Source organism: Knoellia sp. LjRoot47, assembly GCF_964253435.1.
Lineage (GTDB): Bacteria > Actinomycetota > Actinomycetes > Actinomycetales > Dermatophilaceae > Knoellia.
Window position 1 is genome coordinate 24544 of the sequence record NZ_CAXUQS020000002.1, and the last position, 25658, is coordinate 50201.

Consider the following 25658-nt stretch of genomic DNA (forward strand, 5'->3'; position numbering starts at 1 on the left):
TACAGTCAGGTCATGAGTTCTCTCCTGACGGGTGATGCGACGACGTGGCGGTCCCGGCGGACCGGGGTCAAGTGGGGTGTCTACGGCTCCGACGTCCTCCCGCTGTGGGTCGCCGAGATGGATGCCGAGCCGTGCGCGCCCGTCGTCGACGCGGTCACGGCGGCCATGAACCGCGGTGACACCGGCTACCCGCTCGGCGACGAGTTCGTCGAGGCAGGAGCCGCGTTTGCCGCGGACACCTGGGCGTGGGACGTGGACCCGCGCCGGACCTCACCCGTCGCCGACGTCATGATCGGGCTCGCCGAGATCGTGCGCGAGACCACCGACCCCGGTGGTCCCGTCGTCGTCTCGTCGCCGGTCTACAACGCGTTCTTCGACTTCGTCGACATGACCGGGCGCACGGTCGTCGACGCTCCCCTGTCCCCGGCCGGCCGCCTCGACCCCGAGGCCCTCGAGCGAGCGTTCGCGCAGGCCCGTGCGGGAGGTGGGCGAACGGCATACCTGCTGTGCAACCCGCAGAACCCGACAGGAACGGTGCACACCGCCGAGGAGCTCGAGACGCTCGCGGGGATCGCGGCGGCCCACGACGTCACCGTCATCGCCGACGAGATCCACGCACCGATCGTCCACGACGGGGCGTTCACGCCCTACCTCAGCGTCCCGGGCGGCGAGCGGGGCGTGAGCCTGCTGTCGGCGTCGAAGGCGTGGAACCTCGCTGGCCTCAAGGCCGCCCTCGTCGTCACCGGCGCCGAGGCGCCACTCGGCGCGACCCTGCACGAGGTGCACTCGCACGGCGCCAGCCACCTCGGCCAGATCGCGGGCATCGCGGCCTGGACCCACGGGCGCGACTGGCTCGTGACCGTCACCCACGAGATCGACGCGAACCGTCGTCTCCTCGCTCGCCTCCTCGCGGAGCGGCTCCCGCAGGTCGGGTATGCCGTCCCGGCCGCCACCTACATGGCCTGGCTCGACTGCCGCTCGCTCGGGCTCGGCGACGACCCGGCCGCGGTGTTGCGGCAACGCGGACGGGTGGCGTTCTCGTCCGGGCCGTCGTTCGGTGAGACGGGGCGCGGCTTCGTGCGCGTCAACCTCGCCACCTCGCCGGAGATCCTCACCGAGGCCGTGGACCGCATGGCCGGAGCGCTGGCATGAGCGGCACCCCCGGCTCCGACGTCACCCGCTGGCTGCTCACCGCCGACGAGCGCGACAACCCGCACACGACGATCGACGACCACCACCCGGGCGAGCAAGCCTGGTCCACGGGCAACCACGTGCGCCCGCTCGTCGACGGCGCGACCTACTTCGCCGAGCTGTTCGACACCATCGAGGCGACGCGCCCGGGCGACCTCGTCCTCTTCGCGGGGTGGCGCGTCGACGGTGACCAGCAGCTCACCGATGACCCGTCGAGCACCCTGCTCGAGGTGCTCGACCGCGCCGAGGACCGGGGCGTCCAGGTCCGCGGGCTCATCTGGCGCTCGCACACCGAGCAGCTCGACTTCTCGGCCGAGGACAACCGCGAGGTGGCCGAGGAGCTGGCCGACGAGGACGACGAGCACGCCGAGGTGCTGCTCGACATGCGGGTGCGCCGTGGTGGCTCACACCACCAGAAGTTCGTCGTGGTACGCCACGGCGACGACCCCTCGCGCGACATCGCGTTCGTCGGCGGGATCGACGTCGCACACTCGCGTCGCGACGACTCCGACCACCGGGGCGACCCGCAGCAGCAGGCGCTCGCGGACGAGTACGGCCCGAGCCCGGGCTGGCACGACGTCCACTGCGCCATCACGGGCCCGGCCGTCGCCGACGTCGAGACGGTCTTCCGCGAGCGGTGGGACGACCCCTCCCCCCTGACCCCGGCGTGGCACTCGCGGGTGCGCGACCGCCTCAGCAAGGTCAGGCACGAGCCGACCCCGTTGCCGGAACGCCTGCCGCCACCGCCACCGGTCGAGGGAGGGACCCACGTCGTCCAAGTGCTCCGCACCTACCCCCACCGCCACCTGCGCCGGGCCTACCCCTTCGCGCCGAAGGGTGAGCGGTCGATCGCCCGGGCCCACCTCAAGGCCATCGCCCAGGCCCGCCACCTCATCTACCTCGAGGAGCAGTACCTCTGGTCCTCGACGGTGAGCCGGGCACTCGCCGAGGCCCTGTCGGCGAACCCCGAGCTGCACCTCGTCACCGTGCTCCCCCACCGGCCGGACCTCAGCGGCATGGCCGAGCTGCTCCAGCTCGAGGGCCGGTTCGAGGCGATCAAGCAGCTCACCGAGGCGGCACCGGACCGCTTCGCGGCATACGGGATCGAGAACCACGCGGGCTGGCCGGTCTACGTCCACGCCAAGGTCGTCGTCATCGACGACTGGTACGCGACGATCGGGTCGGACAACGTCAACCGGCGGTCGTGGAGCCACGACTCCGAGCTCGCGGCGCTCGTCGTCGACGACGCGGGGACCGACCACTCCCCCTTCGCTCGCTCGCTCCGCCTGCGCCTCGCCGCCGAGCACCTCGACCGTCCTCTGGAGGGTTCGGAGCATGATGCGGCCATGGCCGACTGCGTGCCTGCGGGCGGTCTTTTCGCGGCCTACGCCGAGGCTGCTGCGCGGCTTCAGGCGTGGCACGACGGCGGCATGGTCGGGCAACGTCCGGCCGGGCGTCTGCGACCGGTGCGCGAACCCGACATCGGGCGCTGGCCACGACGTGTCCTCGAGGTGCCCCAACGCCTTCTCGGCGACCCCGACGGGCGCCCGTTCGAGCTGCGTCGACGACGCGACTACTGACCGGCGCCCGCCCGGGCGGACCGATTCGGTCCGGGCTGTGCGCATGGGATATGGTTTCGTTCGCTCGCGCGGCAACGCGGGAGCAAGCCACGGGCTGTGGCGCAGCTTGGTAGCGCACTTGACTGGGGGTCAAGGGGTCGCAGGTTCAAATCCTGTCAGCCCGACACACGAAGGGCGGTCCACCGACAGAGTCGGAGGACCGCCCTCGTGCATTCCCGTGTGCGCGGTCGTGGTGGCGGGGCTGACTCAGGCGCCTTGGCCGACATCGGCCCACTCCCGTACCGACGGGGCCGTCGCCTCATCGGTCCGGCTGATCGGCAGGACGAGGACGACGGTCGTCCCCTCGCCCTCGACCGAGTGCAGCTCGAGCTCGCCGTGGTGGGCCTCGACGATGGCCTTGACGATGGCCAGGCCCAGACCGGTGCCGGGGATGGCCTGCGACGTGGCGTTGCTGGCCCGGAAGAAGCGCGAGAACATCCGCTCCATGTCCGCCTCGGGGATGCCGATCCCGGTGTCGCGGCACTGCACCCGCACGCGCGTCGCCTCGACGACGGCGGTGATGGTCACCGATCCTCCCTGCTGGGAGAACTTCACGGCGTTGCCGAAGACGTTGGTCAGGGCCCGACCGAGCTGGAGCGCGTCACCCGACACGACGCAGCTCTCGGGCATGTCGAGGACCTCGAGCACCACCTCGTTGTCGGTGGCCTGCGGCTGGAGGTCCTGGACGACGTCGGCCACGAGGGCCGAGAGGTCGACCGGGACGAAGCTCGGGTCGAGCCCACGGGTCTCGATCCGGTTGAGCACGAGGACGTCCTCGATGAGGCCGCGCAGCCGCTTGGTGTTGCGCTCGATGACGGTGAGGGCCTTGACCTGGGCGGGCTCGAGCTCGCCGAGGTCGCCGTCCTCGAGCATCTCGAGGTAGCCGGCGATCGAGGTCAGCGGCGTCCGCAGCTCGTGGCTGACCGTGCCCACGAACTCGTCCTTCTGGCGGTCGAGGGCCTCGAGCCGCTCGACGTGCTCGACCTGCTGCGCCCGCCGCTCCTCCGCCACGAAGGCGCGGGCGGTGTGCGCCGTCGCCTGCTGGAGGGCGGTGCGTTCGTGCGCCGTCCACTCTCGGGGCTCCGGCGACACGAGCAGCATCGCGCCGATGACGCCGTCCCCGACCCCGAACGGGGTGCCGAGCAACGCACCGGTGGGCACCTGGTCGGCGATGCTCTGGATGAAGGGCCAGTGGCGCAGCTCGTCGTGCTCGAGGTCGGAGGTCTCGAGCAACCGGCCTGAGAGCCACATGCCCTGTGCGATGCTCTCGCGCGAGACGGGCGGCTCGAGGACCATCCGCGACTCGTCGACCGCGTCCGTCGGCCACACGACGGCGAGGCGCCAGGTGGTGCCGTCGTGGTCCCCCATGGGTGTCGTGAAGATCAGCGCCGTGGTCCCCGTCGCCTCGGCCAAGGTCTCCGCCATGAGCCCCAGGGCCTCTCGGCCGGTGACCCGGCCTCGCAGCTTCGTGGCCAGCCCGAGGGTGACCTCGCGCAACCGTAGGGCCTCCCGCTGGTCCTCCTCGAGCCTTCGCGTGGTCGCGGTGAGGTGGTTGAAGTTGGTGGCGAGGGCACGCACGTCGAGCGGTCCACGGCCCTCGTCGGCCCGGGCGCTCGGGTCGCCGTCTCGCTGCCGGTCCACGACGCGGCGTAGGGCCTCGATGGAGCCGCTGAGCGATCGGGCGATGCGCCAACCGGCCCACAGCGCGATCACCGAGGCGACGAGCGTTCCGCCGATGAGCAGGACCAGCGCGCTGCGGAGCTCGCTGGTCGACGCCTGGCGCGCCTCGACCCGCCGCTCGCGCAGGTCGCTGCCGAGCGCGTCGTTGGCCGCGCGCACCTCGTCGAAGAGCTGCTTGCCGGTCATGAGGTCGAGGTTGCCCCCGGCGTCGAGGCGACCCTTGGACTCGTTCGCGTAGATCCACCAGGCGTCAACGGCGTCCGCCTGTGCGCTGATTCGATCGGACCACTGTGAACGCTCCGGGGCAAGCGCTGCACGCATGGCTCGCTGCTGGGCCACCGACCTCTCCTGCGCGCCGTAGAAGGGCTCGAGCAGGAGAGGGTTGGTCGTCGCGTCGTAGGCACGCAGGCCGGTCTCGGCGTCGGTGAGCGTCTGGAGCAGCGACGCGTTGGCGTCGGCGGCGGGCCCGAGGACGACCGCGAGTCGATCGACGTGTCGGGACGCTCCCACGACCGCGGCCGTACCCGTGAGCAGAGCGAGCAGCATGAGCCCGACGAGGAGGAAGACCAGGCGCCTGAGCCGCTGGGTGACGCTGAGGTCGCCCGTGAGCTTCACGGCTTGTTCCCCTCGCCGAGCCCGACGCGCGTCATCGTGCCCCAGACCTGCTTCTTGCCACGCAGGCTGGCCCACCAGCCCTGTAGGCGCCACCAGGCGGTGAGCTGGCGGTAGCCGATGTTCTCGGCGATGGCGGCCATGAGCATGGTCCCGAGGTCACGCCACCGTGCGTACTTGCGGAAGGTCATCTCCTCGAGGGTCATCGCGGCGAGAGTCACGAGGATGGCGTAGCCGTAGGCGACAAGCATGAAGAGGATCGCGAAGGGGACGTTGATGACGTCGAGGGCGAGGCCGAGGATGACGAGGAGAAGCCCCACGAACTCGAGCAGCGGAGCGATGAGCTCGAAGAACCAGTAGTACGGCACCGCCAGCATCCCGACCTTGCCGTAGCGCGGGTTGAACATCATGTGCTTGTACTTCCAGAGCGTCTCCCAGAGACCCCGGTGCCATCGGGCGCGTTGCTTCTGCAGCACCTTGGCCGTCGAGGGAACCTCGGTCCAGCACACCGGCTCACCGACGAACTTCACCCGGTAGTCGCGGCCCTCGCGCTTGAGGTGCTGGTGCACCCGCATGAGGACCTCGAAGTCCTCGCCGATGCTCTCGGTGTCGAGACCGCCGACCTCGACGAGGACGTCGCGGCGGAAGACGCCGAAGGCTCCGGAGATGAGCACGAGGGCGCCGAGCCGTGACCATCCCGCGCGCCCGATGAGGAAGGCACGGAGGTACTCGACGACCTGGATGCGAGGCAGCAGCTGGCGCGGCATGCGCGGTTCGACGAGCCGGCCGGCCACGACACGGCTGCCGTTCGCGGCCCGGATGACGCCACCGGTCGCGACCATGCGCGTCGGGTCGTCGGCGAAGGGCACCGTGACGGTCATGAGGGCATCGGGGTCGAGGATCGAGTCGGCGTCGACGAAGACGAGGAGCTCGCCTGCCGCCGCGTTGATGCCGAGGTTGACCGCGTCCGACCGGCCCGAGTTCGACTTGCGGATGATCGTCAGCGGGGTACGTCCGTTGCGCGGGACGTGGACCGAGAGCACCTCGGCCTTGACCGGCACGTCACGCGGGATCTCGCGGTCGACCTCGACGAGGTCGAAGGCCTCCTTGAGGACCGCGAACGTCTCGTCCGTGCTGCCGTCGTCGACGCCGACGACGTCGTGGTGCGGGTAGCGCAGCGAGAGCAGCGACTGGATGGACTGCACGATCCCGGCAGCCTCGTTGTACATGGGGACGACGAGGGTGACCGGTGGCACGAACTCGCTCGCCACGCGCTCCTGGCGGCCTGTCTGCTCGACCCGGCGCAGGTGGTGCACGAAGTCCCACGCGGCAAGGGCGATGAAGATCAGGTAGGACGTGTTGATGAGGACGAAGTAGACGAGGACCGGCCACTGGACGGCGGCGAGGACGTCGATGACGACCTCGCGCAGGCCGGGGATGATGTCGTCGGGGCTCATCGGGCTCCTCGTTCGCTGTCGCGCAGGTCGAGCATCTGCAGCACCCCGGCGACCGCGGACCTGGCCGTGGGGGCCGCGTCGTCGTCGGCGGCCACGGCGCGCAGGGCGGTGCGTCCGTGCTCGGACTGGGACAGAGCGGCGGCGGCCGTCATGGCGAGCGACCGGTCGTCATCGGCGAGGACTCCGACCATCGCCTCGACGGCGATCTCGCCACCGAGGTCACCGAGAGCCCTGGCCGCGGCACGCCGGACGGCCGGTGGCTCGTGCGGGGCGAGCAGCCGGGAGATGACCTCGACGTCTCCGGGCCGGCCCACCGAGCCGAGCGCCTCGGTCGCGCTGACCCGGACCATGCGGTCGGGGTCGTCGGCGGCGAGACGGGTCAGCTGCGGTGCGCAGCTGAGGAAGAGGCTGTGGCCCGCCACCGCGGCGGCGACGTTGCGCACGCCGGGGTCGTCGTCGTCGAGGCCGACGGACACCGCGGCCTCGGACTGGACGCCCAACTGGGTGAGGGTTCCCATGGCGACGGTCGCCGGGACGCCCGGCGCGGAGCGGCGTTCGCGCACCGCGCGCAGCACCGAGGCCGCGGCGCTCGGGCCTGCATCGGGGCCGAGGGCGCCGATCGACCTGGCGGCCACGATGCGCACCTCCCCGGAGCGGTCGTCGAGCATGCGGACGAGGTCGAGGGTGAGCGCAGGGTCGCGCAGGAGGCCGAGCGCTCGGGTGGCACGGGCGCGACGCACGCTGGAGCGGGATCCGAGGGCGCGCCGTGCCTTGTCGATCGTGTCGCGCTCGCGCAGGACCTCGACGAGGTCCTCCGCCGGCGCGCCCCTCACCTTGGTGAGCAGGTCGATGACGGCACGGTCGAGGTCGGCGCCGGCCGTGCGGTCGGCGGCGAGCCGTCGTCGCGCAGCTCCTGACTCGTCCTCCCCCGCCCCCACGGCGAGCAGGTCGTGGCGCAACGGTGCGAGCCGCTGCCTGGTCGCCTCGCGTCCGCGGGCGATCCGGATCCGGCTCAGCACCACGACGCACGCCAGCAGCACGCAGAGGACCAGCACCCCGACGAGGACCTCGTCGAGGAAGTTCAGCGAGACCGGCGGCTGACCGGTCACTGAGAGCGCGCGACGAGGGCCGACACTCGGTGGACCAGCTCGCGGGGGCTGAAGGGCTTGATGAGGTAGTCGTCGGCCCCTGTCGAGAAGCCCATGTCGACATCGGTGTCGCGGGAACGCGCCGTGAGCAGCACGACCCGCACCCCCTTGAGAGCCTCGTCGGCCCTGACCTCACGCAGGACGTCGATGCCGGACAGCCCCGGCATCATGACGTCGAGCACCGCCAGCTGGGGCGGGTCGCGACGGATCTCCTCGAGGGCGTCGACACCATTGACACAGGCCCGGACGGTGTAGCCCGACTGGGTGAGCTTGAGCTCGACCAAGTCCCTGATGTCGTCGTCGTCGTCGGCTACTACTACCTGAACCCCATTGGGTGGCACGCGGACCCCTCTCGTCGAGCCACCAGCGTATAGCCCCGAACTAGTTACGGCTGGTAATTGACGATGAAACCACCATGGGTGTCGACGCGTGGCTCACGGTGCGCTCCGGACGGGGGTCGTCCGGCGAGGATCGAGCGACCGCTCAGCGCCGAGACCGCTTCTCGCGCACCCTCACCGACACCTCGAGCGGCGTGCCCTCGAAGCCGAACTCCTCGCGCAGACGACGCTCGATGAAGCGGCGGTAGCCGGCCTCGATGAACCCGGATGCGAAGAGCACGAACCGCGGCGGCCGCGTCGAGGCCTGGGTCGCGAAGAGGATGCGCGGCTGCTTGCCACCACGCACCGGGTGCGGGTGCCCGGCGACGACCTCGCCGAGGAAGGCGTTGAGGCGGCCGGTGGGGATGCGGGTGTCCCACGACTCCAGCGCCGTCTCGAGAGCGGGCACGAGGCGGTCCATGTGACGACCGGTCGACGCGGAGACGTTGACGCGCGGCGCCCACGGGATCTGGACGAGCTCGCGCTCGATCTCGCGCTCGAGGAAGTGACGGCGCTCCTCGTCGGTGAGGTCCCACTTGTTGTAGGCGATGACGAGCGAGCGGCCGGAGTCGACGACCTGCTGGACGACACGGATGTCCTGCTCGGTGATCTGGGTCGACGCGTCGATGAGCACGACAGCGACCTCGGCCTTCTCGAGCGCGGTCTGGGTACGCAGCGAGGCGTAGAAGTCGGCGCCCCGGGTCTGGTGCACCCTGCGCCGGATGCCGGCGGTGTCGACGAAGCGCCACGTCTTGCCACCGAGCTCGATGAACTCGTCCACGGGGTCACGAGTCGTGCCGGCGACGTCGTCGACGACCACGCGGTCGGACTTCGCCAGCTTGTTGAGCATCGACGACTTGCCCACGTTGGGGCGACCCAGCAGGGCCACCCGACGGGGGCCACCGCGCTGGTAGGCGCCGACCGCAGACTTCTCGGGCAGGACGTCGAGGATGGCGTCGAGCACGTCCCCACTGCCCCGGCCGTGCAGCGCCGACACCGGCCACGGCTGTCCGAGGCCGAGGTTCCACAGGGCAGCGGCGTCGGCCTCGGTGCGCTGGTCGTCGACCTTGTTGGCGACGAGGACGACGGGCTTGCCGGCGCGCCGCAGCAGCTTGACCACGGCGGCGTCGTCGTCGGTCGCACCGACCACGGCGTCGACGACGAAGAGGACGGCGTCGGCGAGCTCGACGGCGATCTCCGCCTGCTCGGCCACGCGCAGGTGGATGCCCTTGGCGTCGATGGCCCAGCCGCCGGTGTCGACGAGCGTGAAGCGCTTGCCGGTCCACTCGGCGTCGTAGGCCACGCGGTCACGGGTCACACCGGGCACGTCCTCGACGACCGCCTCGCGACGCCCGATGATGCGGTTGACCAGGGTCGACTTGCCCACGTTGGGGCGCCCGACGACGGCGACGACGGGGACGGCACCCTCGTAGGCCTCGCTGTCGACGGAGCCCTCGCCCCGGTCGACGAGCGCGAGGTCCTCGTCGCTCAGCTCGAAGTCGTCCAGGCCAACACGCAGGGCATGCGTGACGGACTCGTCCAGTGACCCGTCGTCGGTCACGGTCTCGTCGGTCTCGGGGGTGTTCATGGCATCCATTCTCCCAGAGATCGCGTCATGCTCCGTCCGGCGCCGGGTCCGTCAGTCCCAGACGTCGGGCGGCACGTCGGTGGGCAGTGCGATGCCGTGCCGGTCGCTCGCCTCGCGGACGTGCTCCGCGAGCGAGACCCGGATCTCCTCGGCCGCCCGCTCCAGGCGCACCCGACCCGGTATGCCGGCAGCCCGCGAGACCGAGACCGGCTCGCCGAAGTCGACGACGAGCCTGCTGCGGAGCCTCGGCCACGAGGACGCGAGGTCCCCGGTGGCCCGGGTGCCGAGGCAGGCGACGGGGACGACGGGCGCGTGCCCCTGGAGCGCCAGCCACGCCACCCCCTTGCCCGCCTGTGCGAGGTCGCCTCGCCCCCTCCCACCCTCGGGGAAGATGCCCACCACTCCCCCGCGCTCGAGCACCCCGAGCGCGGACGTCAGCGCCGTGCGGTCACCGCGACCCTGCTCGAGCGGGATCTGGCCGGTGAGGTGCAACAGCGGGCCGACGCCGAGCTCGAAGGTCGAGGCGAGGACGAGGAAGTGGGACGGGCGGGGCGCCATCGCGAGGACGACGGCACCGTCGAGGTAGCCCGTGTGGTTGGCCGCGAGGATGACCGGACCGGACGCGGGGACCCGCTGCGCGCCGGACGCGTGCGCGGCATACAGGGAACGGACGAGACCCTGGCCGACGCGGTGGCCGAGCGTGGCCCGCCATGGTGCGGGACTGAGGTTCTCGTGCGTCACGGGCGGTGACGATAGTCCACGCCCGACGGACGAGAGGAGGTTCGGGCGGGTCAGTCCTCGGCGTGCCCTGCGAGCGAGGCGACGACGGCGAGGACCGCCTCGACGCTCTCGTCGAAGTCCAGGTCGGAGGTGTCGACGGTGACGACGCCGTCGGCCGCGACGGTGAACTGCGAGACCGCCGAGTCGTCACGGTCGCGGCGCAGGACCTGGTCGCGGGTCGCCGCGATGGCCGCCTCGTCGGCCGAGCCGTGGACCTCTGCGGAGCGACGACGGAGCCGGGCCTCCTCGCTGGCGGTGAGCAGCAGTCGCACGAGCGCGTCCGGCGCGACGACGGTGGTGATGTCACGTCCCTCGGCGACGACTCCCCCGGTCTCCTGCGCGATCGCGGCCATCCGGTCGCGCTGTGCCTGCTGGAGGATCGGGCGCACGCCGGTGTTGGTCGCGACCTTGGAGACCTCGGAGCTGATGGCGGTGGTGCGGATGTCGGCCGTGACGTCGGTCCCGCCGACGACGACCCGCTGGTCCTCCGGATCGGTCGAGAGCTCGAGCGGCAGGACCTGCGCGGCGGCGACGACGGCGCCCTCGTCGGTGAGGTCGACGCCCTGGTCGAGGCACCACCAGGTGAGGGCGCGGTACATCGCCCCAGTGTCGAGGTAGCCCACCCCGAGCTGCGCCGCGACCGCTTTGGAGACGCTCGACTTGCCGGACCCCGAGGGGCCGTCGATGGCGATGGTCAGGGGGGCGGGCTCGCGCGTCATGGCGGTCAGCCTAGGTGGTCCCACGGCGGGTCCGGTGCTCCGGTCGTGGCGCCCGGCGCCTCAGCCGTGCAGCCGCCAGCCGCGCTCCTCGAGACCCTCGGACAGCGCGGCCGCCGAGCCCGGGACGACGTCGATCTCGGCGAGCCCGAAGGCCTGCCCGAGGCCGTGGTCGAGGTGGAACTCCTCGATGTTGGTGCCGATCGACCCGACGTCGGCGAAGAGCCGCCCGAGCTGTCCCGGCTCGTCCGGGATGAGCACCCGGACGGTCGTGTATGCCGTCGGCGCGGCTCCGTGCTTGCCGGGGATCCGCGCATGGCCGGCGTTGCCGGCGGCGATGGCGCGGGCAAGCGTGCCCCGGGCGCCGGGGGGGTCGTCGTCGGTGCCGAGCGCGTCGAGAGCCGCGATGACGCCGTCGAGGTCGGTGGCCAGCGCCGTGAGGACGTCACGCACGGCGTGCGCGTTGCCCGAGAGGATCTGGGTCCAGAGGTGCGGGTCGCTCGCGGCGATGCGCGTGACGTCGCGCAGACCCTGCCCGGCCAGCGCCACCGACGAGTCGGCGAGGTGCTCGAGCCGCGCCGCGACGAGGCTGGCGACGAGCTGCGGCACGTGCGACACCGACGCCACGGCGGCGTCGTGGTCGGCGGGGTCGAGGGTGACGACCGCGGCCCCGACGCTCGACGCCACCGAGCGCACGAGCGCCACGGCGACCTCGGACGTCTCGTCGGTGGGCGTGAGCACCCACGCCCGCCCGTGGAAGAGGTCGTGCCGGCCGGACACCGCACCGTTGCGCTCGCGGCCCGCCATGGGGTGCGAACCGCAGAAGCGCGAGAGGTCGGCGCCGCGCGACCGCAGTGAGTCCAGGATCGCCACCTTGACGGACGCGACGTCGGTGACGACGGCCTCGGGCCAGCGTTCGAGCGACTCGGCGACGCAGGCCGCAGTGACGTCGGGCGGCGTCGCGACGACGACGAGGTCGGGCGACAGTACGTCCGACGCGGCACCGGGGGTCTCGCCCGCACCGAGGTCACGGGCCAGCGCCGCATTGGTGCTCGAGATGTCCTCGAGGGTCACGACGCCACCGGCGCGCGTCAGGGCGAGCCCCAGGCTCGTCCCGATGAGGCCGGTGCCGACGACGTGGACCCGGGGAGTGTCCGGCGCGTCGGTCACATCCCCGCCGCGGTGTAGAGGTCGCCGACCTCACCCTTGGTGAGCCGGCGGAACTTGCCGGGCTTGGTGTCGCCCAGCCGGATCGGTCCGACCTGGGTGCGCACCAGCGACAGCACCGGGTGGCCCGCCTCGGCGAGCATCCGGCGGACGATGTGCTTGCGCCCCTCGTGGAGGATCACCTCGACGATCGCCTTGCCGGGCTGGCTGTCGACGACGCGGAACGAGTCGACCTGCACCGGACCGTCCTCGAGCTCGATGCCCTCGCGCAGCCGCTTGCCGAGGTCGCGCGGGACCGGCCCGCGGATCTGGGCGAGGTAGGTCTTGAGGACGCCGTACTTCGGGTGCTGGAGCCGGTGAGCGAGGTCGCCGTCGTTGGTGAGGAGCAGCAGGCCCTCGGTGTCGGCGTCGAGGCGTCCCACGTGGAAGAGCCGCTCCTTGCGGTCGCCGAAGTAGTCGCCGATGTCGATCCGGCCGAGCTCGTCGTTCATCGAGGTGACGACGTTGAGCGGCTTGTTGAAGGCGAGGTAGACGCGCGACTCGTCGAGCGTGACGCGGACCCCGTCGACGTGGACGACCTGGTCGGCGTTGATCCGCACGCCGAGCTCGGTGACGGCCTGGCCGTCGACCTCGACCCGGCCCTCGGAGATGAGCTGCTCGCAGACCCGTCGGGATCCCACGCCCGCGGAGGCGAGGAGCTTCTGGAGGCGTATGCCGTCGGGGTCGTGGACGTCGACCGCCTTCGCCTTGGGGCGCTGGGGCAGCGAGGTGGGCTGGCTCTTCTTGGTCGTCCCGACACCGCGGGGACGACCGGCGCCACCACCGGCACCGGCGGGCGCACGACCACCCTGGGCAGGGCGGCCACGGCCGCCACCGGACGGCTTCTTCGCGGGTCCGCCGCGTCGGCTCTGCGGCGGGGTCATGACCGGCCGCTCTCTGCGATCTCGTCGAGCACGTCAACCTCCGGGAGGTAGGGAGCAAGGGCTGGTAGGTCGTCGAGCGACTGCAGTCCGAGCCGCTCGAGGAAGTAGGACGTCGTGCCGTAGAGGTTGGCGGTCGACTCCTCCTCGGACCCGACCTCCTCGATGAGGCCACGGGTGAGGAGGGTGCGGATGACGCCGTCGACGTTGACGCCGCGGACGGCCGCGACACGCGAGCGTGACACGGGCTGGCGGTAGGCGATGACGGCGAGGGTCTCGAGGGAGGCCTGGGTGAGCTTGGCCTGCTGGCCATCGAGCAGGAACTTGCTCACGACCGGCGCGTACTCGGGACGGCTGTAGACGCGCCACCCTCCACCCACCTGCCGCAGGGTGAAGCCACGCTGCTGCGCGGCATACCCCTCCTCGAGCTCGGCGAGGGCGGTCTCGACGTCGGGCACGGGGACCTCGAGTGCGGACGCGAGGGCGAGCTCGGTCACCGGCTCGTCGACGACCATGAGGACGGCCTCGACGGCGCTGCGCAGCCCGCCCGGGAAGTCGCCGACGTCGAACGCGAGCTGGTCCTGGGGAACGTCCTCGACGACGCCCTCCTCGAGGACGCCGTCCGCTGGCGGGTCGGTCACGGGTGTGTCAGTCATGGTCAGCCTCTCGCTGATCGGTGGTGGGTGCGTCGCCTCGTGGCGCGTCACCCTCGGCCGCGACGACGTCGAGGGGCAGCGCGTCGTCGTCGGCCCCCTCGGCCGGTGCGGCGTCGTCGAACTCGTCGTCGACGTCGATGTCGCCCTCCATCGAGCCGGTCCAGCGCACGGTGAGCTCGCCGAGGGCCTCGACCTGCTCGAAGGTGATGGCCGACTCGCGGAAGAGCTCGAGGAGCGCCAGGAAGCGCGCCACGATGACGAGCGTGTTGTCGGCGTCGCGCACGAGCGCGCGGAACGACGACGTGCCGTCGCGGCGCAGGCGCTCGCCGATGATGCTCGCCTGCTCGCGCACGCTCACGGCGGGCGCGTGGAGGTGGGTCAGGCCGACGGTGTCGGCGACCTTGGGGGTGAGTGCGCCGGCGGCGATCATCGCGAGCTGCTCCGGCGTGATCGTCATGATGAGCTCTGGAAGGAGCTTGGCGAACTGCGGCTCGAGACCCGCCTGGCGCGCGGTCATCCGCGCTGCCGTCGACATCCGGTCGTCGAAGGTGCGCGCGATGTCCTTGAACGCGCGGTACTGCAGCAGCCGGGCGAAGAGGAGGTCGCGCGCCTCGATGAGTGCGAGGTCCTCCTCGTCCTCCGGGCCGACCTGCGGCAGGAGCCGGGCAGCCTTGATGTCGAGCAAGGTCGCGGCGACGAGGACGAACTCCGAGGCCTGCGACAGGTCCCAGCCGTCACCGCCCTTGGCCTGCTCGGCCTTGATGTGCGCGATGAACTCGTCGGTGACCTTGGCGAGGGCGATCTCGGTGATGTCGAGCTTGTGCTTGGAGATGAGACCGAGGAGCAGGTCGAACGGACCCGAGAAGACGTCGAGGTGGACCTCGAAGGCCGTCGTCGCTGCCCGCCTCGTGAGAACGCCGCCGGGGGCCTCGGTCATGGTGTCAGGCTGCTCCGCCACGGGCGATGAGCTCCCTTGCGAGCTGACGGTAGGCGCCGGCCCCCTTGTGGGTGGAGTCGTAGGTCGTGATCGGCTCCGCGGCCAGGGTCGCGTCGGGGAACTTCACCGTGCGGCTGATCACGGTGTGGAAGACGCGGTCGTCGAAGTGCTCGACGACGCTGGCGACGACCTCGCGCGAGTGCAGGGTGCGCCCGTCGTACATCGTCGCGAGGATGCCGTCGACCTGCAGGCGCGGGTTGAGCCGGTCGGTGATCTTCTCGATCGTCTCGACGAGCAGCGCCACGCCGCGCATGGCGAAGAACTCGCACTCGAGCGGGATGAGCACACCGTGGGCCGCCGTGAGGGCGTTGACGGTGAGCAGCCCGAGCGAGGGCTGGCAGTCGATGAGGACGACGTCGTAGTCGTCGAGGACGGGGCGCAGGACGCGGGCGAGGATCTGCTCGCGGGCGACCTCGCCGACGAGCTGGACCTCGGCGGCCGACAGGTCGATGTTGGCCGGGATGACGTCGAGGCCCTCGACCTTGGTCTTCTGGATGACGTCGCGCACGTCGTGACCCCGCTCGGTGAGCAGGTTGTAGACGGTGACGTCGAGCTCGTGGGCCGGGATGCCGAGGCCGACCGACAGGGCGCCCTGCGGGTCGAAGTCGACGAGGAGGACGCGTCGGCCGTACTCCGCCAGGGCCGCACCGAGGTTGATCGTCGTCGTGGTCTTGCCGACGCCACCCTTCTGGTTGCACATGGCGATGACCCGCGCCGGGCCGTGGCTCGCCAGGGGCGCCGGCTCGGGGAAGGTCGGCAGCGGACGGCCGGTGGGTCCGACGGTGCCGACGGCCGCGTCCTCCGTCCCGGGCAGGTGTCCGTTGCGGCTCGCGGTGTCGCTCTGGTCGTGGGTCCGGGTGTCGACGGACTCATCCATTGAGGTCACCACGGCATCGATGTCTGACGAATCCATCTCTCTCCCGAACTGGCGTGCACGCGGTCAGCATCCCGCTGATCGGGACGACACTATCAGCGGGCACGCGGGTGGCTCTGGGCGTAGACCTCGCGCAGCTGCTGCACCGTGACGAGCGTGTAGACCTGCGTCGTCGTGACCGACGCGTGCCCGAGCAGCTCCTGCACGACGCGGACGTCGGCACCGCCCTCGAGCAGGTGGGTCGCGAACGAGTGGCGCAGCGTGTGCGGTGACAGGTGACCGGACAGCTGGGCCCGCTCGGCCGCCGCCCGCAGGATGGACCACGCGCTCTGTCGCGACAGGCGCGAGCCGCGCTGGTTGAGGAAGATCGCCGGCGTCCCGCGCCCCTTGACGGAGAAGGTGCCCCGCCCTCGGACCAGGTATGCCGTGAGCGCCTCCTTCGCGTACGACCCGAGCGGCACGAGACGCTGTTTGCCGCCCTTGCCCTCGAGACGCACCACACCCGAGTCGAGGTCGACGTCGTCGACGTCGAGCCCGATGGCCTCGGAGATGCGGGCACCGGTGCCGTAGAGCACCTCGAGCAGCGCCCTGTCGCGCAGCGACGCCGGCGTGTCCCCCACCGCTGCGGCGTCGAGGAGTCGCTCCACCTCGCCCACACTGATCGCCTTGGGCAGGCGCGACGGCGGTGGCGGGGGGCTCACCGCGGCCGCGGGGTCGGTCTCGACCTCCCCCTCGAGCGCGAGGAAGCGGTGCAGCCCGCGGACCGCGACGAGCGTGCGGGCTGCGGAGCTCGCGGCGAGCGGTGGGTGCTCCTCGTCGCCCTCGCGCAGCCGCGCGAGGAACTCGCTCACCTGCAGCTCCCCCACCCGCGCGGGGTCGTCGACGCCGATCGAGGCGAGGTATGCCGTCCACCTGCCGAGGTCTCGCCGGTACGCCTTGAGCGTGTTGGCCGACACCCCGCGCTCGACGTCGAGATGGGTCAGCCAGGACCGGACAGCACGGTCGACCCGGGTGGCCCTCCTTGCGTCCGGCGCGGTGGGGGTCATGACCTCCAGCCTGCCGGACGGGAGTGGTGCGCGGCTCAGCCGAGCACCTCGGCGAGCTCGCGGGACTCGAGTCCGTGGGCCTCGGCGACGGGTGCGCACACGATGTCGCCGGCGTGCGTGTTGATGCCCAGCGCCAGACCCGGGTCGCGACGCGACGCGTCGAGCCACCCCTGGTCGGCGAGACGCACGGCATACGGGAGGGTGGCGTTGGTCAGGGCCCAGGTCGAGGTGTTGGGCACGGCACCGGGCATGTTGGCGACGCAGTAGAAGACCGAGTTGTGGACCTCGTAGGTCGGGTCCGCGTGGGTCGTCGCGTGCGTGTCCTCGAAACAGCCGCCCTGGTCGACGGCGATGTCGACGAGCACCGAGCCGGGCTTCATCTGCGACACGAGCTCGTTGGAGACGAGGGTGGGTGCCTTGGCGCCGGGGACGAGCACGGCACCGATGACCATGTCGGCCTCCATGACCTGCTGCCGGATCGCCAGCGTCGAGGACGCGAGCCCGTGGACGCGGTTGTTGTAGCGCCAGAAGCTCATCCGGAGCTTGTCGAGGTCGGTGTCGAGGAGCGTGACGTCGGCTCCCATGCCGAGGGCGATGTTGGCGGCGTTCTGGCCGGACACGCCGGCACCGATGATGACGACCTTGGCGTTGGCGACACCGCCGACACCACCCATGAGGACTCCGCGGCCACCCTGCGGCTTGGTGAGCGAGTAGGCGCCCACCTGCGGAGCGAGGCACCCCGCGACCTCGGACATCGGGTAGAGCAGCGGGAGACCGCCGGAGGGCAGCTGGACCGTCTCGTACGCGATCGCGGTCGTGCGCTTGGCGACGAGCTCCTTGGTGAGCGGCTCGTCGGCAGCGAGGTGGAGGTAGGTGAAGAGCGTGAGGTCCTCGCGCAGCCGGTGGTACTCCTCGGCGATCGGCTCCTTGACCTTCATGACCATCTCGGAGTCGCCCCACACGTCGTCCGCGTCGTCGACGATCCGTGCGCCCTGCGAGACGAACTCGTCGTCCGTGATGGACGACCCGAGGCCGGCGCCCTTCTGGATGAGCACCTCGTGCCCGTGGGTCACCAGCTCGTGCACCCCCACTGGCGTGATGCCGACCCGGAACTCGTTGTTCTTGACTTCGCTGGGGATGCCGATGCGCACCGATGACTCCTTCGTCGTGGTCGCGGTGGATGTGCCGCAGTGCGAGTCTAGGGCGCGTGAAGCTCTATGCAGACCTGCCCGGACGCCGCCTCGCGCAGATCCTCGCCGACCTCGGCATCGTCGCCTGGGTGGTGCTGTGGGTCTGGGTCGGACGCCGCGTCCACGACGTGACGATGGCGCTGGCCGAGCCCGGTCGCCAGCTCCAGGGGGCGGGAGCCGGCTTCCGGGAGAAGCTCAACGCAGCGGGCGACGGTGTCGACGACCTGCCGGTGCTCGACGACCGCATCGCCGGGCCGTTCCGGTCCGCGGCCGGCGCCGGCACCGACATCGAGAAGGCCGGCACCGACCTGGTGAGCGCGGTCGAGCGGTTCGCGGTGCTCCTCGCATGGACGACGGCGCTCGTGCCGATCCTCATCGTGGGGATCTGGTGGGCGTTCGCGCGGGCGAGGTTCGTGCGCCGGGCCTCGGCGGCCCAGCGCTTCATCGACGCCGACGACGACCTCGACCTCTTCGCCCTGCGTGCCATGGCCAACCAGCCCATGGCCACGCTCGCGAAGGTCTCGTCCGACCCCAGCGGCGCGTGGCGCCGCGGTGACCGCGAGACCATCCGCGCCCTGGCCCTGCTCGAGCTCAGGGACTCGGGACTGCGGCCTCCACGGACGGCGTGAGGTCCTGCGCCGGCGGCTCCCACGACTGCGGGTCCGCGTCGACCTGGTCGCCGGAGCGGATGTCCTTGACCTGGTGCTCGACATCGCCTGAGCCCGGGAACCAGACGAACGGGATCCCGCGCCGGTCGGCGTAGCGGATCTGCTTGCCGAACTTCGCGGCGCTCGGCGCCACCTCGCACGGGATGCCGCGACCGCGCAGGGCCTTGGCCACCGCGGCGGACTCCGCCCGCGACTCCTCCTCGACGACGGCCACGAGCACCGCCGCCGGGGTCGCCCTCGACGCTGTGACGAGCCCCTTGGACAGGACCAGGCCCAGCAGCCGTGAGACACCGATCGAGATGCCCACACCGGGGTAGGTCGTCTTCCCGTCGCTCGCCAGGGCGTCGTAGCGGCCGCCGGAGCAGAACGACCCCCACGACTCGTAGCCCTCGAGCTGGGTCTCGTAGACCGTGCCCGTGTAGTAGTCGAGCCCGCGGGCGATCTTGAGGTCGGCGACGAGGGCGCCCGGGGCGTTGTCGAGGCCGCTCTGGATGACCGCGGCCAGCGCCTCGAGGCCCTCGTCGAGGGTCGCGTGCTCGACGCCCAGCGCACGGACGCGGTCGACGAACGACAGGTCCTCGGTGCGGATCTCGGCCAGGGCGAGGCACTGGTCGGCCTGCTCGGGCGTGCGGCCGGCCTCGACGAGCAGCGCCTTGACCTTGTCGGCGCCGATCTTGTCGAGCTTGTCGACGATCCGCAGCGTCCCCGCGACGTCGTCGATCCCGATGCCCCGGTAGAACCCCTCGGGAATCTTGCGGTTGTTGACCTGGATCGTCATCCGGCCGATCGGCAGCCGGGCGAAGACCTCGGCGATGACGAGCGGCATCTCGGCCTCGAAGTGCGGCGCGAGCTCGCCGACGTCGACGACGTCGATGTCGGCCTGGGTGAACTCGCGGTAGCGCCCCTCCTGGGGCCGCTCCCCACGCCAGACCTTCTGCACCTGGTAGCGGCGGTAGGGGAAGGCGAGCTTGCCGGCGTTCTCGAGGACGAAGCGCGCGAAGGGCACGGTGAGGTCGAAGTGCAGGCCCAGCTCGGGCTCGCGCGAGGAGCGCTCGGCGCCCGCGTCGGCGAGACGGGTGACGCCGTAGATCTCCTTGTCGGCGTCGCCGCCCTTGCCGAGCAACCGGTCGACCGGCTCCACGGCGCGCGTCTCGAGCGAGGTGAACCCGTGCAGCTCGAACGTCTCGCGGATGACGTCGAGGAAGTGCTGCTCGACGATGCGCTCGGACGGGAGGTACTCGGGGAAGCCGCTCAGCTTGGTGACCTTCACGCCGTCAATCCTTGCAGGTAGGGGTTGGAGCTCCGTTCACGCCGCATCGTCGTCGCGGGTCCGTGCCCGGGCAGGACGAGCGTGGAGTCGGCCAGCGGGAGCACGACGTCGCGCAGCGACCGCTGCATCGCGGAGCCGTCGCCGCCGGGTAGGTCGGTGCGGCCGATCGAGCCGGCGAAGAGGACGTCGCCAGAGATCATCGTGCGATCGAGCTCCTCGGGCGCCCGGACCCCTTCGGGAAGGCTCTCGAACCCGAACATCACCGACCCCTCGGTGTGGCCCGGGGCGTGCAGGACGTCGAGGTCGAGGCCGGCGAGCGTGAGCGCCTGCCGGTCGGTCACCTCGACGACGTTGTTGGGCTCGGACCACGTGGCCTTCGAGCCGAACTGCTGCTCGAGCATCCCGACGATGCCGGGGCTCGCGGACCCGAGCGGGTCGGACAGACGGTAGCGGTCGTCCGAGTGGATGTATGCCGCGGTGTCACCTCCGCAGACCGGCGTCACCGAGTAGACGTGGTCGATGTGGCCGTGGGTGAGCAGGACCGCCGTCGGCTTGAGCCGGTGCTCGGTGAGGACCTCGCGCAGGGTCTCCTCGATGCCGATGCCCGGGTCGACGACGACGCACTCCTGCCCCTCCCCCGTCGCGAGGACGTAGCAGTTGGTCCCGAAGGCCGCGGCGGGGAAGGCGATGGTCAACACACCGCAGAACCCTAGTCGGGTGCGCGGACGGCATACGGCCTCCCTAGACTTCCGCGGGTGACGAAGAAGCAGGAGCGCGACCGGGCACGGCGCCGATGGGAGAAGCAGCAGGCCACGGCCGCTGCGCGAGCCGCGAAGCGCGACCGCACGAGGCGGGTCGCGGCGATCGTCGCGACGGTGGCCGTCGTCGCTGCGCTCGTCGGTGGGCTCGCCATCGCCCTCAGGCCGGACGAGCCGGACAAGCCCCAGCAGACGGCAGCAGGGTGCGAGCAGCCGCCGGCGCCGCTCGGCACGGCGGCCAAGCTCGACCTCCCCGACAAGGCGACGGCCAAGGGCGCGATGTGGACGGCGACGCTCACGACGAACTGCGGTGACATCGTCCTCGACCTCGACGGCGCCAAGGCGCCGCAGGCCGTGGCGTCGTTCATCCAGCTGGCCAGGGCCGACTACTGGCTCCGCTCCCCCTGCCAGCGCCTCGGCGTCGGTGACGGCTTCAAGCTGCTCCAGTGCGGCGACCCGACGGGGACCGGTCAGGGGAACCCCGGCTACGGCTTCGGCGTCGAGAACGCCCCGAAGGACGGCACCTACCCGCGCGGCTCCGTGGCCATGGCGCGGACCCAGGACCCGGCCAAGGGCAACGGCGGGCAGTTCTTCCTCGTCAACGGCGAGACGAGCCTGCCGGACCCGAACGGATACACGATCTTCGGCACGATCACCAAGGGTTTGGATATCGTCGACAAGGTCGCCGCAGCGGGTGTCCAGCCCGGCGGCGAGTCGGAGACCATCGGTGCCCCCAACGCACCCATCAGCATCCTTCGGGTTGCGGTGACAGAGAAGAAGGCATAGCCGTGAGCGACGAGACGACGAGCACCACCCCCGCGGACGCACCCGGGCAGGAGCAGGTCCCAGCAGCTGCGCCCGACGGCGCGGCGGAGGTGACGACGTCGCACGAGGCCGAGGCGTCCGAGGCGCCGGTACCGGAGCAGGAGACCAGCGCTCCGGTCGAGGAGACCCCTGCTGCGGCTGAGCCCGAGGGTGCCGAGACGCCCACCGCCACCGAGGAGCACACCGACGCACCGGAGGCGGTTGTCTCGGACCCCGAGCCCGCCACGTCCCTCCCCACGCCCGCGACCCCGGCGCCTGCTCCCGCGGCGCCCAAGCCGGCCGCGCCCTCACCCGCGGCGCTGGCCTCGCGGATGGCCGCGCGCCCGACCCCGCCCGTGACGCCGGTAGTCCACGAGCACTCCGAGTCCGCGCGGTTCGGCCGGGTCGACGATGAGGGCCATGTCTTCGTCACCGTCGGCGACGAGGAGCGTGAGGTCGGTTCGTACCCCGGTGCCACGCCGGACGAGGCACTGCAGTACTTCGCCCGCAAGTACGACGAGATCGCCGCGTCGGCCGAACTCCTCGAGCAGCGGCTGGCCAACCCCGATGTCTCCGCCAAGGAGGTCGGCGAGGGCCTCAACACCCTCAAGCAGCACCTCGCCGACGCCCACGTCGTCGGTGACCTCGCCGCCCTCGACACCCGCGTCGCGGCCATCGAGACCGGCCTCGTCGCCAAGCGCGAGACCGAGCAGGCCGCCCGGGCGCAGGCTCGTGCCGCGGCAGCGGTCGAGCGCGAGGCCATCGTGGCCGAGGCCGAGGCCATCTCGGGCCAGGACCCCGAGCAGACCCAGTGGAAGCAGAGCGGTGAGCGCATGCGCGCCCTGCTCGACCAGTGGAAGCAGCACCAGCGCGGCGGGGCCAAGCTCGACAAGCCCACCGAGAACGCGCTGTGGCAGCGGTTCAGCCACGCCCGCAACCATTTCGACAAGGGCCGGCGCAGCTACTTCGCGCAGCTCGACTCCTCGCGCGCGGAGGCACGCGGCACCAAGGAGTCGCTCGTCGCCGAGGCCGAGGCGCTGTCCACGAGCAAGGACTGGGGCCCGACCGCTCGCGCGTTCAAGAACCTCATGGACCAGTGGCGCCAGGCAGGTCGCGCATCCCGCTCCGAGGACGACGCCCTGTGGGAGCGCTTCAAGACCGCTCAGGACGCCTTCTTCAACGCCAAGGACGAGGTCTCGGCCGCGGAGGACGAGGAGTTCCGCGCGAACCTCGCCGTCAAGGAGGAGCTGCTCAAGGAGGCCGAGCAGATCCTGCCCGTGACCGACCTCGACCAGGCCAAGGCACAGCTGCGCGTCATCCAGGACAAGTGGGACGCCGCGGGCAAGGTCCCCCGCGCCGACATCGACCGCACCGAGAAGGCCATCCGCCGGATCGAGACGGCGGTGCGGGAGCAGGAGGACAAGAAGTGGAAGTCCTCCAACCCCGAGGTCGCCGCCCGCGCCAACTCGCTCGTGACCCAGCTCCGGTCCTCGATCGAGTCGATCGAGGCCGACCTCGCCAAGGCCACAGCCTCGGGCAACGACCGCAAGGTCAAGGACCTCACCGCCAAGCTCGAGTCGCAGCAGGCGTGGCTCGCGCAGGCCGAGGCCGCCGGCGACGAGTTCGGCTCCTGACCCTCACCTGACGTTCAGTGGCGCGCCCCGGCTTCGGCTGGGGCGCGCCCTCGCGTCGTCCGTGCCGCGCTAGCGGCCCTCCACCCTGCGCGCCACCTTCCGTATGCCGTCCGCCTCACCTTCATCGGGCGCGCAGGCTTCCGGGCCGACGCACGTCCCGGACGACGCCACAGGCGCTCCGTACGCGAGGCCGTCCCGACAGAAGGAGCGTCAGGTCTGGGTGATGCGGTAGGCGTCGAAGACGCCACCGACGTTGCGCACGGCCTTGATGACGTGGTCGAGGTGCGAGGGGTCGCCCATCTCGAAGGTGAACTTGAGGGCTGCCACGCGGTCACGGGACGTCTGGACCGAGGCGCTGAGGATGTTGACGCCGCTCTCGGAGAGCACGCGGGTGACGTCGGACAGCAGCGCCGAGCGGTCGAGGGCCTCGACCTGGAGCTGGACGAGGAAGACGCTGTTGGAGGTGGGTGCCCACTCGACGTCGATGATCTTGTCCTGCTGGCGCAGCAGCTCACCGGCGTTGGTGCAGTCACGGCGGTGGACCGAGACACCCATGCCGCGGGTGACGAAGCCGAGGATGTCGTCGCCGGGGACGGGGGTGCAGCAGCGGGCGAGCTTGATCCAGACGTCCGACATGCCCTTGACGACGACCCCTGGGTCGCCGGCGCGGCGGCGCTTGGTGGAGATCGGGCGCGGCATCGTGACCTCGGCGAGGTCGTCGCTCGACTCCTCACCGCCCTGGGCCGCGACGAGCCGGGCCACGACGTGCTGGGCGCTGACGTGCCCCTCGCCGATCGCGGCATACAGACCGTCGATCCCGCTGAGCCGCAGCTCCTCGGCGACACCGGTGAGGGACTCCACGGACGACAGGCGCGACAGCGGCAGGCTGCGCTTGCGCATCGTCTTGACCAGCGCGTCCTTGCCCTGGTCGATCATCTCCTCGCGGCGCTCACGGGTGAACCAGTGGCGGATCTTGTTGCGCGCCCGCGCCGACTTGACGAAGCTCAGCCAGTCGCGCGACGGTCCCGCTCCGTCGGCCTTGGAGGTGAGGACGTCGACGGTGTCGCCGTTGTCGAGGCGCGACTCCAGCGGCACGAGGCGGCCGTTGACCTTGGCACCGATGGTGCGGTGGCCGACCTCCGTGTGCACGGCATACGCGAAGTCGACGGGAGTCGACCCGGCTGGGAGGCCGACGAGCTGGCCCTTGGGGGTGAAGACGTAGACCTCGCTGGCGTTGATCTCGAAGCGCAGGGACTCGAGGAACTCCCCCGGGTCCGCGGTCTCCTTCTGCCAGTCGAGGAGCTGGCGCAGCCACGCCATGTCGTTGGCGCCGGTGTTGCTCGTCGACGGTGAGTCGGTGCCGGCCGGGCTCTTCTCCTTGTACTTCCAGTGCGCGGCGACGCCGTACTCGGCGCGGCGGTGCATCGTGTGCGTGCGGATCTGGATCTCGACCGGCTTGCCCTCGGGACCGATGACCGTCGTGTGCAGCGACTGGTACATGTTGAACTTCGGCGTCGCGATGTAGTCCTTGAAGCGGCCGGGCACCGGCGTCCACCGGGCGTGCATCGCGCCCAGTGCGGCGTAGCAGTCCCGCACGGTGTCGACGAGGACGCGGACCGCGACGAGGTCGTAGATCTCGTCGAAGTCGCGGCCGCCCACGATCATCTTCTGGTAGACGGAGTAGTAGTGCTTCGGGCGGCCGGTGACGGTGGCCTTGAGCCGGGCCGCGCGCAGGTCTGACTCGACGCTCTCGCGCACGGTCGCGAGGTACTCCTCACGGGCCGGGGCACGCTCGGCAACGAGCCGGACGATCTCGTCGTAGACCTTGGGGTAGAGGGTCTGGAACGACAGGTCCTCGAGCTCCCACTTGATGGTGTTCATGCCGAGCCGGTGCGCCAGCGGGGCGTAGATCTCGAGGGTCTCTCGGGCCTTGCGCTGCGCCGACTCCTTGGAGACGTAGCGCCACGTGCGGGCGTTGTGGAGCCGGTCGGCGAGCTTGATGACGAGGACCCGGATGTCGCGCGCCATGGCGACGACCATCTTGCGCACCGTCTCGGACTGCGCGGCCTGGCCGTAGGTGACCTTGTCGAGCTTGGTCACGCCGTCGACGAGCATGGCGATCTCGGCGCCGAAGTCCTTCTCGAGCTGGTCGAGGCCGTAGTCGGTGTCCTCGACGGTGTCGTGGAGCAGTGCCGCGGCCAGCGTCGGGGGGGTCATGCCGAGCTCGGCGAGGATCGTCGTCACCGCGAGCGGGTGCGTGATGTAGGCGTCGCCGCTCTTGCGCATCTGGCCCTCGTGGGCACGCTCGGCGACCTCGTAGGCCCGCTCGATGACCGAGACGTCGGCCTTGGGGTGCGTCACCCGCACCGTGGTCAGCAGCGGCTCCAGGACGGGGTGGGCCGAGGGACGGGCCGAGCCGAACCGGGCGAGGCGGGCACGCGCGCGGGCGCGGTTGGAGCCAGCTGCCCCACTGCGCACCGGGATCGGCGTGGTCTCCTCTGCCATG

22 protein-coding genes and 1 tRNA gene are annotated in these 25658 nt (G+C 71.3%); 6 read left to right on the forward strand and 17 right to left on the reverse strand.

Annotated features, from left to right (window positions below; translation table 11 throughout):
• Positions 1–12: 12 nt before the first annotated feature.
• The 3 genes from ACSQ11_RS14840 to ACSQ11_RS14850 all read left to right on the forward strand — a co-directional run bounded on the left by ACSQ11_RS14840 (position 13) and on the right by ACSQ11_RS14850 (position 2935).
• Positions 13–1152 (forward strand): MalY/PatB family protein, encoded by a 1140-nt coding sequence (locus ACSQ11_RS14840; protein WP_436006878.1) that lies wholly within the window; start codon positions 13–15, stop codon positions 1150–1152.
• Positions 1149–2771 carry a phospholipase D family protein gene (locus tag ACSQ11_RS14845; RefSeq protein WP_436006880.1) on the forward strand — a complete coding sequence of 541 codons (1623 nt, stop codon included), beginning with the start codon at positions 1149–1151 and terminating at the stop codon, positions 2769–2771. The genes ACSQ11_RS14840 and ACSQ11_RS14845 overlap by 4 nt, the downstream gene beginning before the upstream one ends.
• 90 nt (positions 2772–2861) lie before the next feature.
• Positions 2862–2935, forward strand: a tRNA-Pro gene (locus ACSQ11_RS14850).
• An 82-nt stretch (positions 2936–3017) separates the two neighbouring features.
• On the opposite strand, the gene ACSQ11_RS14855 is transcribed toward ACSQ11_RS14850, so the two are convergent.
• From ACSQ11_RS14855 to ald, 14 genes are all read right to left on the reverse strand, one after another.
• A complete protein-coding gene (locus tag ACSQ11_RS14855; protein WP_436006882.1) occupies positions 3018–5105 on the reverse strand; it encodes an ATP-binding protein in 2088 nt (695 codons plus the stop codon).
• Positions 5102–6559, reverse strand: a complete 1458-nt coding sequence (locus ACSQ11_RS14860) for a glycosyltransferase family 2 protein (protein WP_436006884.1) — start codon at positions 6557–6559, stop codon at positions 5102–5104. The genes ACSQ11_RS14855 and ACSQ11_RS14860 overlap by 4 nt, the downstream gene beginning before the upstream one ends.
• On the reverse strand, positions 6556–7668 hold the full coding sequence (locus ACSQ11_RS14865; protein ID WP_436006886.1) for a HEAT repeat domain-containing protein: 1113 nt from the start codon (positions 7666–7668) through the stop codon (positions 6556–6558). Before ACSQ11_RS14865 ends, ACSQ11_RS14860 begins: the two co-directional genes overlap by 4 nt.
• Positions 7665–8048 carry a response regulator transcription factor gene (locus tag ACSQ11_RS14870; RefSeq protein WP_436006888.1) on the reverse strand — a complete coding sequence of 128 codons (384 nt, stop codon included), beginning with the start codon at positions 8046–8048 and terminating at the stop codon, positions 7665–7667. Before ACSQ11_RS14870 ends, ACSQ11_RS14865 begins: the two co-directional genes overlap by 4 nt.
• Before the next feature lie 142 nt (positions 8049–8190).
• Positions 8191–9672, reverse strand: a complete 1482-nt coding sequence (gene der / locus ACSQ11_RS14875; RefSeq protein ID WP_436006890.1) for a ribosome biogenesis GTPase Der — start codon at positions 9670–9672, stop codon at positions 8191–8193.
• 51 nt (positions 9673–9723) lie between these two features.
• Entirely contained in the window at positions 9724–10413 is a 690-nt protein-coding gene (locus tag ACSQ11_RS14880; RefSeq protein ID WP_436006892.1) for a lysophospholipid acyltransferase family protein, read from the reverse strand.
• A gap of 50 nt (positions 10414–10463) precedes the next feature.
• On the reverse strand, positions 10464–11171 hold the full coding sequence (cmk, locus tag ACSQ11_RS14885; RefSeq protein WP_436006894.1) for a (d)CMP kinase: 708 nt from the start codon (positions 11169–11171) through the stop codon (positions 10464–10466).
• Positions 11172–11231: 60 nt separating this feature from the next.
• Positions 11232–12338 (reverse strand): prephenate dehydrogenase, encoded by a 1107-nt coding sequence (locus ACSQ11_RS14890; RefSeq protein WP_436006896.1) that lies wholly within the window; start codon positions 12336–12338, stop codon positions 11232–11234.
• Complete coding sequence (locus tag ACSQ11_RS14895) at positions 12335–13258, reverse strand: pseudouridine synthase (protein WP_436006898.1); 924 nt, start codon at positions 13256–13258, stop codon at positions 12335–12337. Before ACSQ11_RS14895 ends, ACSQ11_RS14890 begins: the two co-directional genes overlap by 4 nt.
• Positions 13255–13911: an SMC-Scp complex subunit ScpB gene (gene scpB, locus ACSQ11_RS14900; protein WP_436006900.1), complete on the reverse strand. Its 657-nt coding sequence runs from the start codon at positions 13909–13911 to the stop codon at positions 13255–13257. Before scpB ends, ACSQ11_RS14895 begins: the two co-directional genes overlap by 4 nt.
• Complete coding sequence (locus ACSQ11_RS14905) at positions 13904–14848, reverse strand: segregation and condensation protein A (RefSeq protein WP_436006902.1); 945 nt, start codon at positions 14846–14848, stop codon at positions 13904–13906. Before ACSQ11_RS14905 ends, scpB begins: the two co-directional genes overlap by 8 nt.
• Before the next feature lie 4 nt (positions 14849–14852).
• Complete coding sequence (locus ACSQ11_RS14910; RefSeq protein WP_436006904.1) at positions 14853–15785, reverse strand: ParA family protein; 933 nt, start codon at positions 15783–15785, stop codon at positions 14853–14855.
• A 92-nt stretch (positions 15786–15877) separates the two neighbouring features.
• Positions 15878–16828 carry a site-specific tyrosine recombinase XerD gene (gene xerD / locus ACSQ11_RS14915; protein ID WP_436006906.1) on the reverse strand — a complete coding sequence of 317 codons (951 nt, stop codon included), beginning with the start codon at positions 16826–16828 and terminating at the stop codon, positions 15878–15880.
• Positions 16829–16863: 35 nt separating this feature from the next.
• On the reverse strand, positions 16864–17979 hold the full coding sequence (gene ald, locus ACSQ11_RS14920) for an alanine dehydrogenase (protein WP_436006908.1): 1116 nt from the start codon (positions 17977–17979) through the stop codon (positions 16864–16866).
• Positions 17980–18035: 56 nt separating this feature from the next.
• On the opposite strand from ald, the gene ACSQ11_RS14925 reads away from it, so the two are divergent.
• Positions 18036–18647 (forward strand): hypothetical protein, encoded by a 612-nt coding sequence (locus ACSQ11_RS14925; RefSeq protein ID WP_436006910.1) that lies wholly within the window; start codon positions 18036–18038, stop codon positions 18645–18647.
• On the opposite strand, the gene hisS is transcribed toward ACSQ11_RS14925, so the two are convergent.
• The gene (gene hisS, locus ACSQ11_RS14930; protein ID WP_436006912.1) at positions 18610–19956 is read right to left on the reverse strand and encodes a histidine--tRNA ligase; all 1347 of its coding nucleotides are present in this window, start codon (positions 19954–19956) and stop codon (positions 18610–18612) included. The genes ACSQ11_RS14925 and hisS overlap by 38 nt on opposite strands.
• Positions 19953–20654: an MBL fold metallo-hydrolase gene (locus ACSQ11_RS14935; RefSeq protein WP_436006914.1), complete on the reverse strand. Its 702-nt coding sequence runs from the start codon at positions 20652–20654 to the stop codon at positions 19953–19955. The genes hisS and ACSQ11_RS14935 overlap by 4 nt, the downstream gene beginning before the upstream one ends.
• Before the next feature lie 57 nt (positions 20655–20711).
• Between ACSQ11_RS14935 and ACSQ11_RS14940 the strand changes: the two genes are divergently transcribed.
• Both ACSQ11_RS14940 and ACSQ11_RS14945 read left to right on the forward strand, forming a co-directional pair.
• Positions 20712–21500: a peptidylprolyl isomerase gene (locus tag ACSQ11_RS14940; RefSeq protein WP_436006916.1), complete on the forward strand. Its 789-nt coding sequence runs from the start codon at positions 20712–20714 to the stop codon at positions 21498–21500.
• A gap of 2 nt (positions 21501–21502) precedes the next feature.
• Positions 21503–23152 carry a DUF349 domain-containing protein gene (locus ACSQ11_RS14945; RefSeq protein ID WP_436006918.1) on the forward strand — a complete coding sequence of 550 codons (1650 nt, stop codon included), beginning with the start codon at positions 21503–21505 and terminating at the stop codon, positions 23150–23152.
• A 210-nt stretch (positions 23153–23362) separates the two neighbouring features.
• Here the strand turns inward: ACSQ11_RS14945 and ACSQ11_RS14950 are convergent, their stop codons facing one another.
• Positions 23363–25657: a RelA/SpoT family protein gene (locus tag ACSQ11_RS14950; protein ID WP_436006920.1), complete on the reverse strand. Its 2295-nt coding sequence runs from the start codon at positions 25655–25657 to the stop codon at positions 23363–23365.
• Between the last annotated feature and the right edge of the window lies 1 nt (position 25658).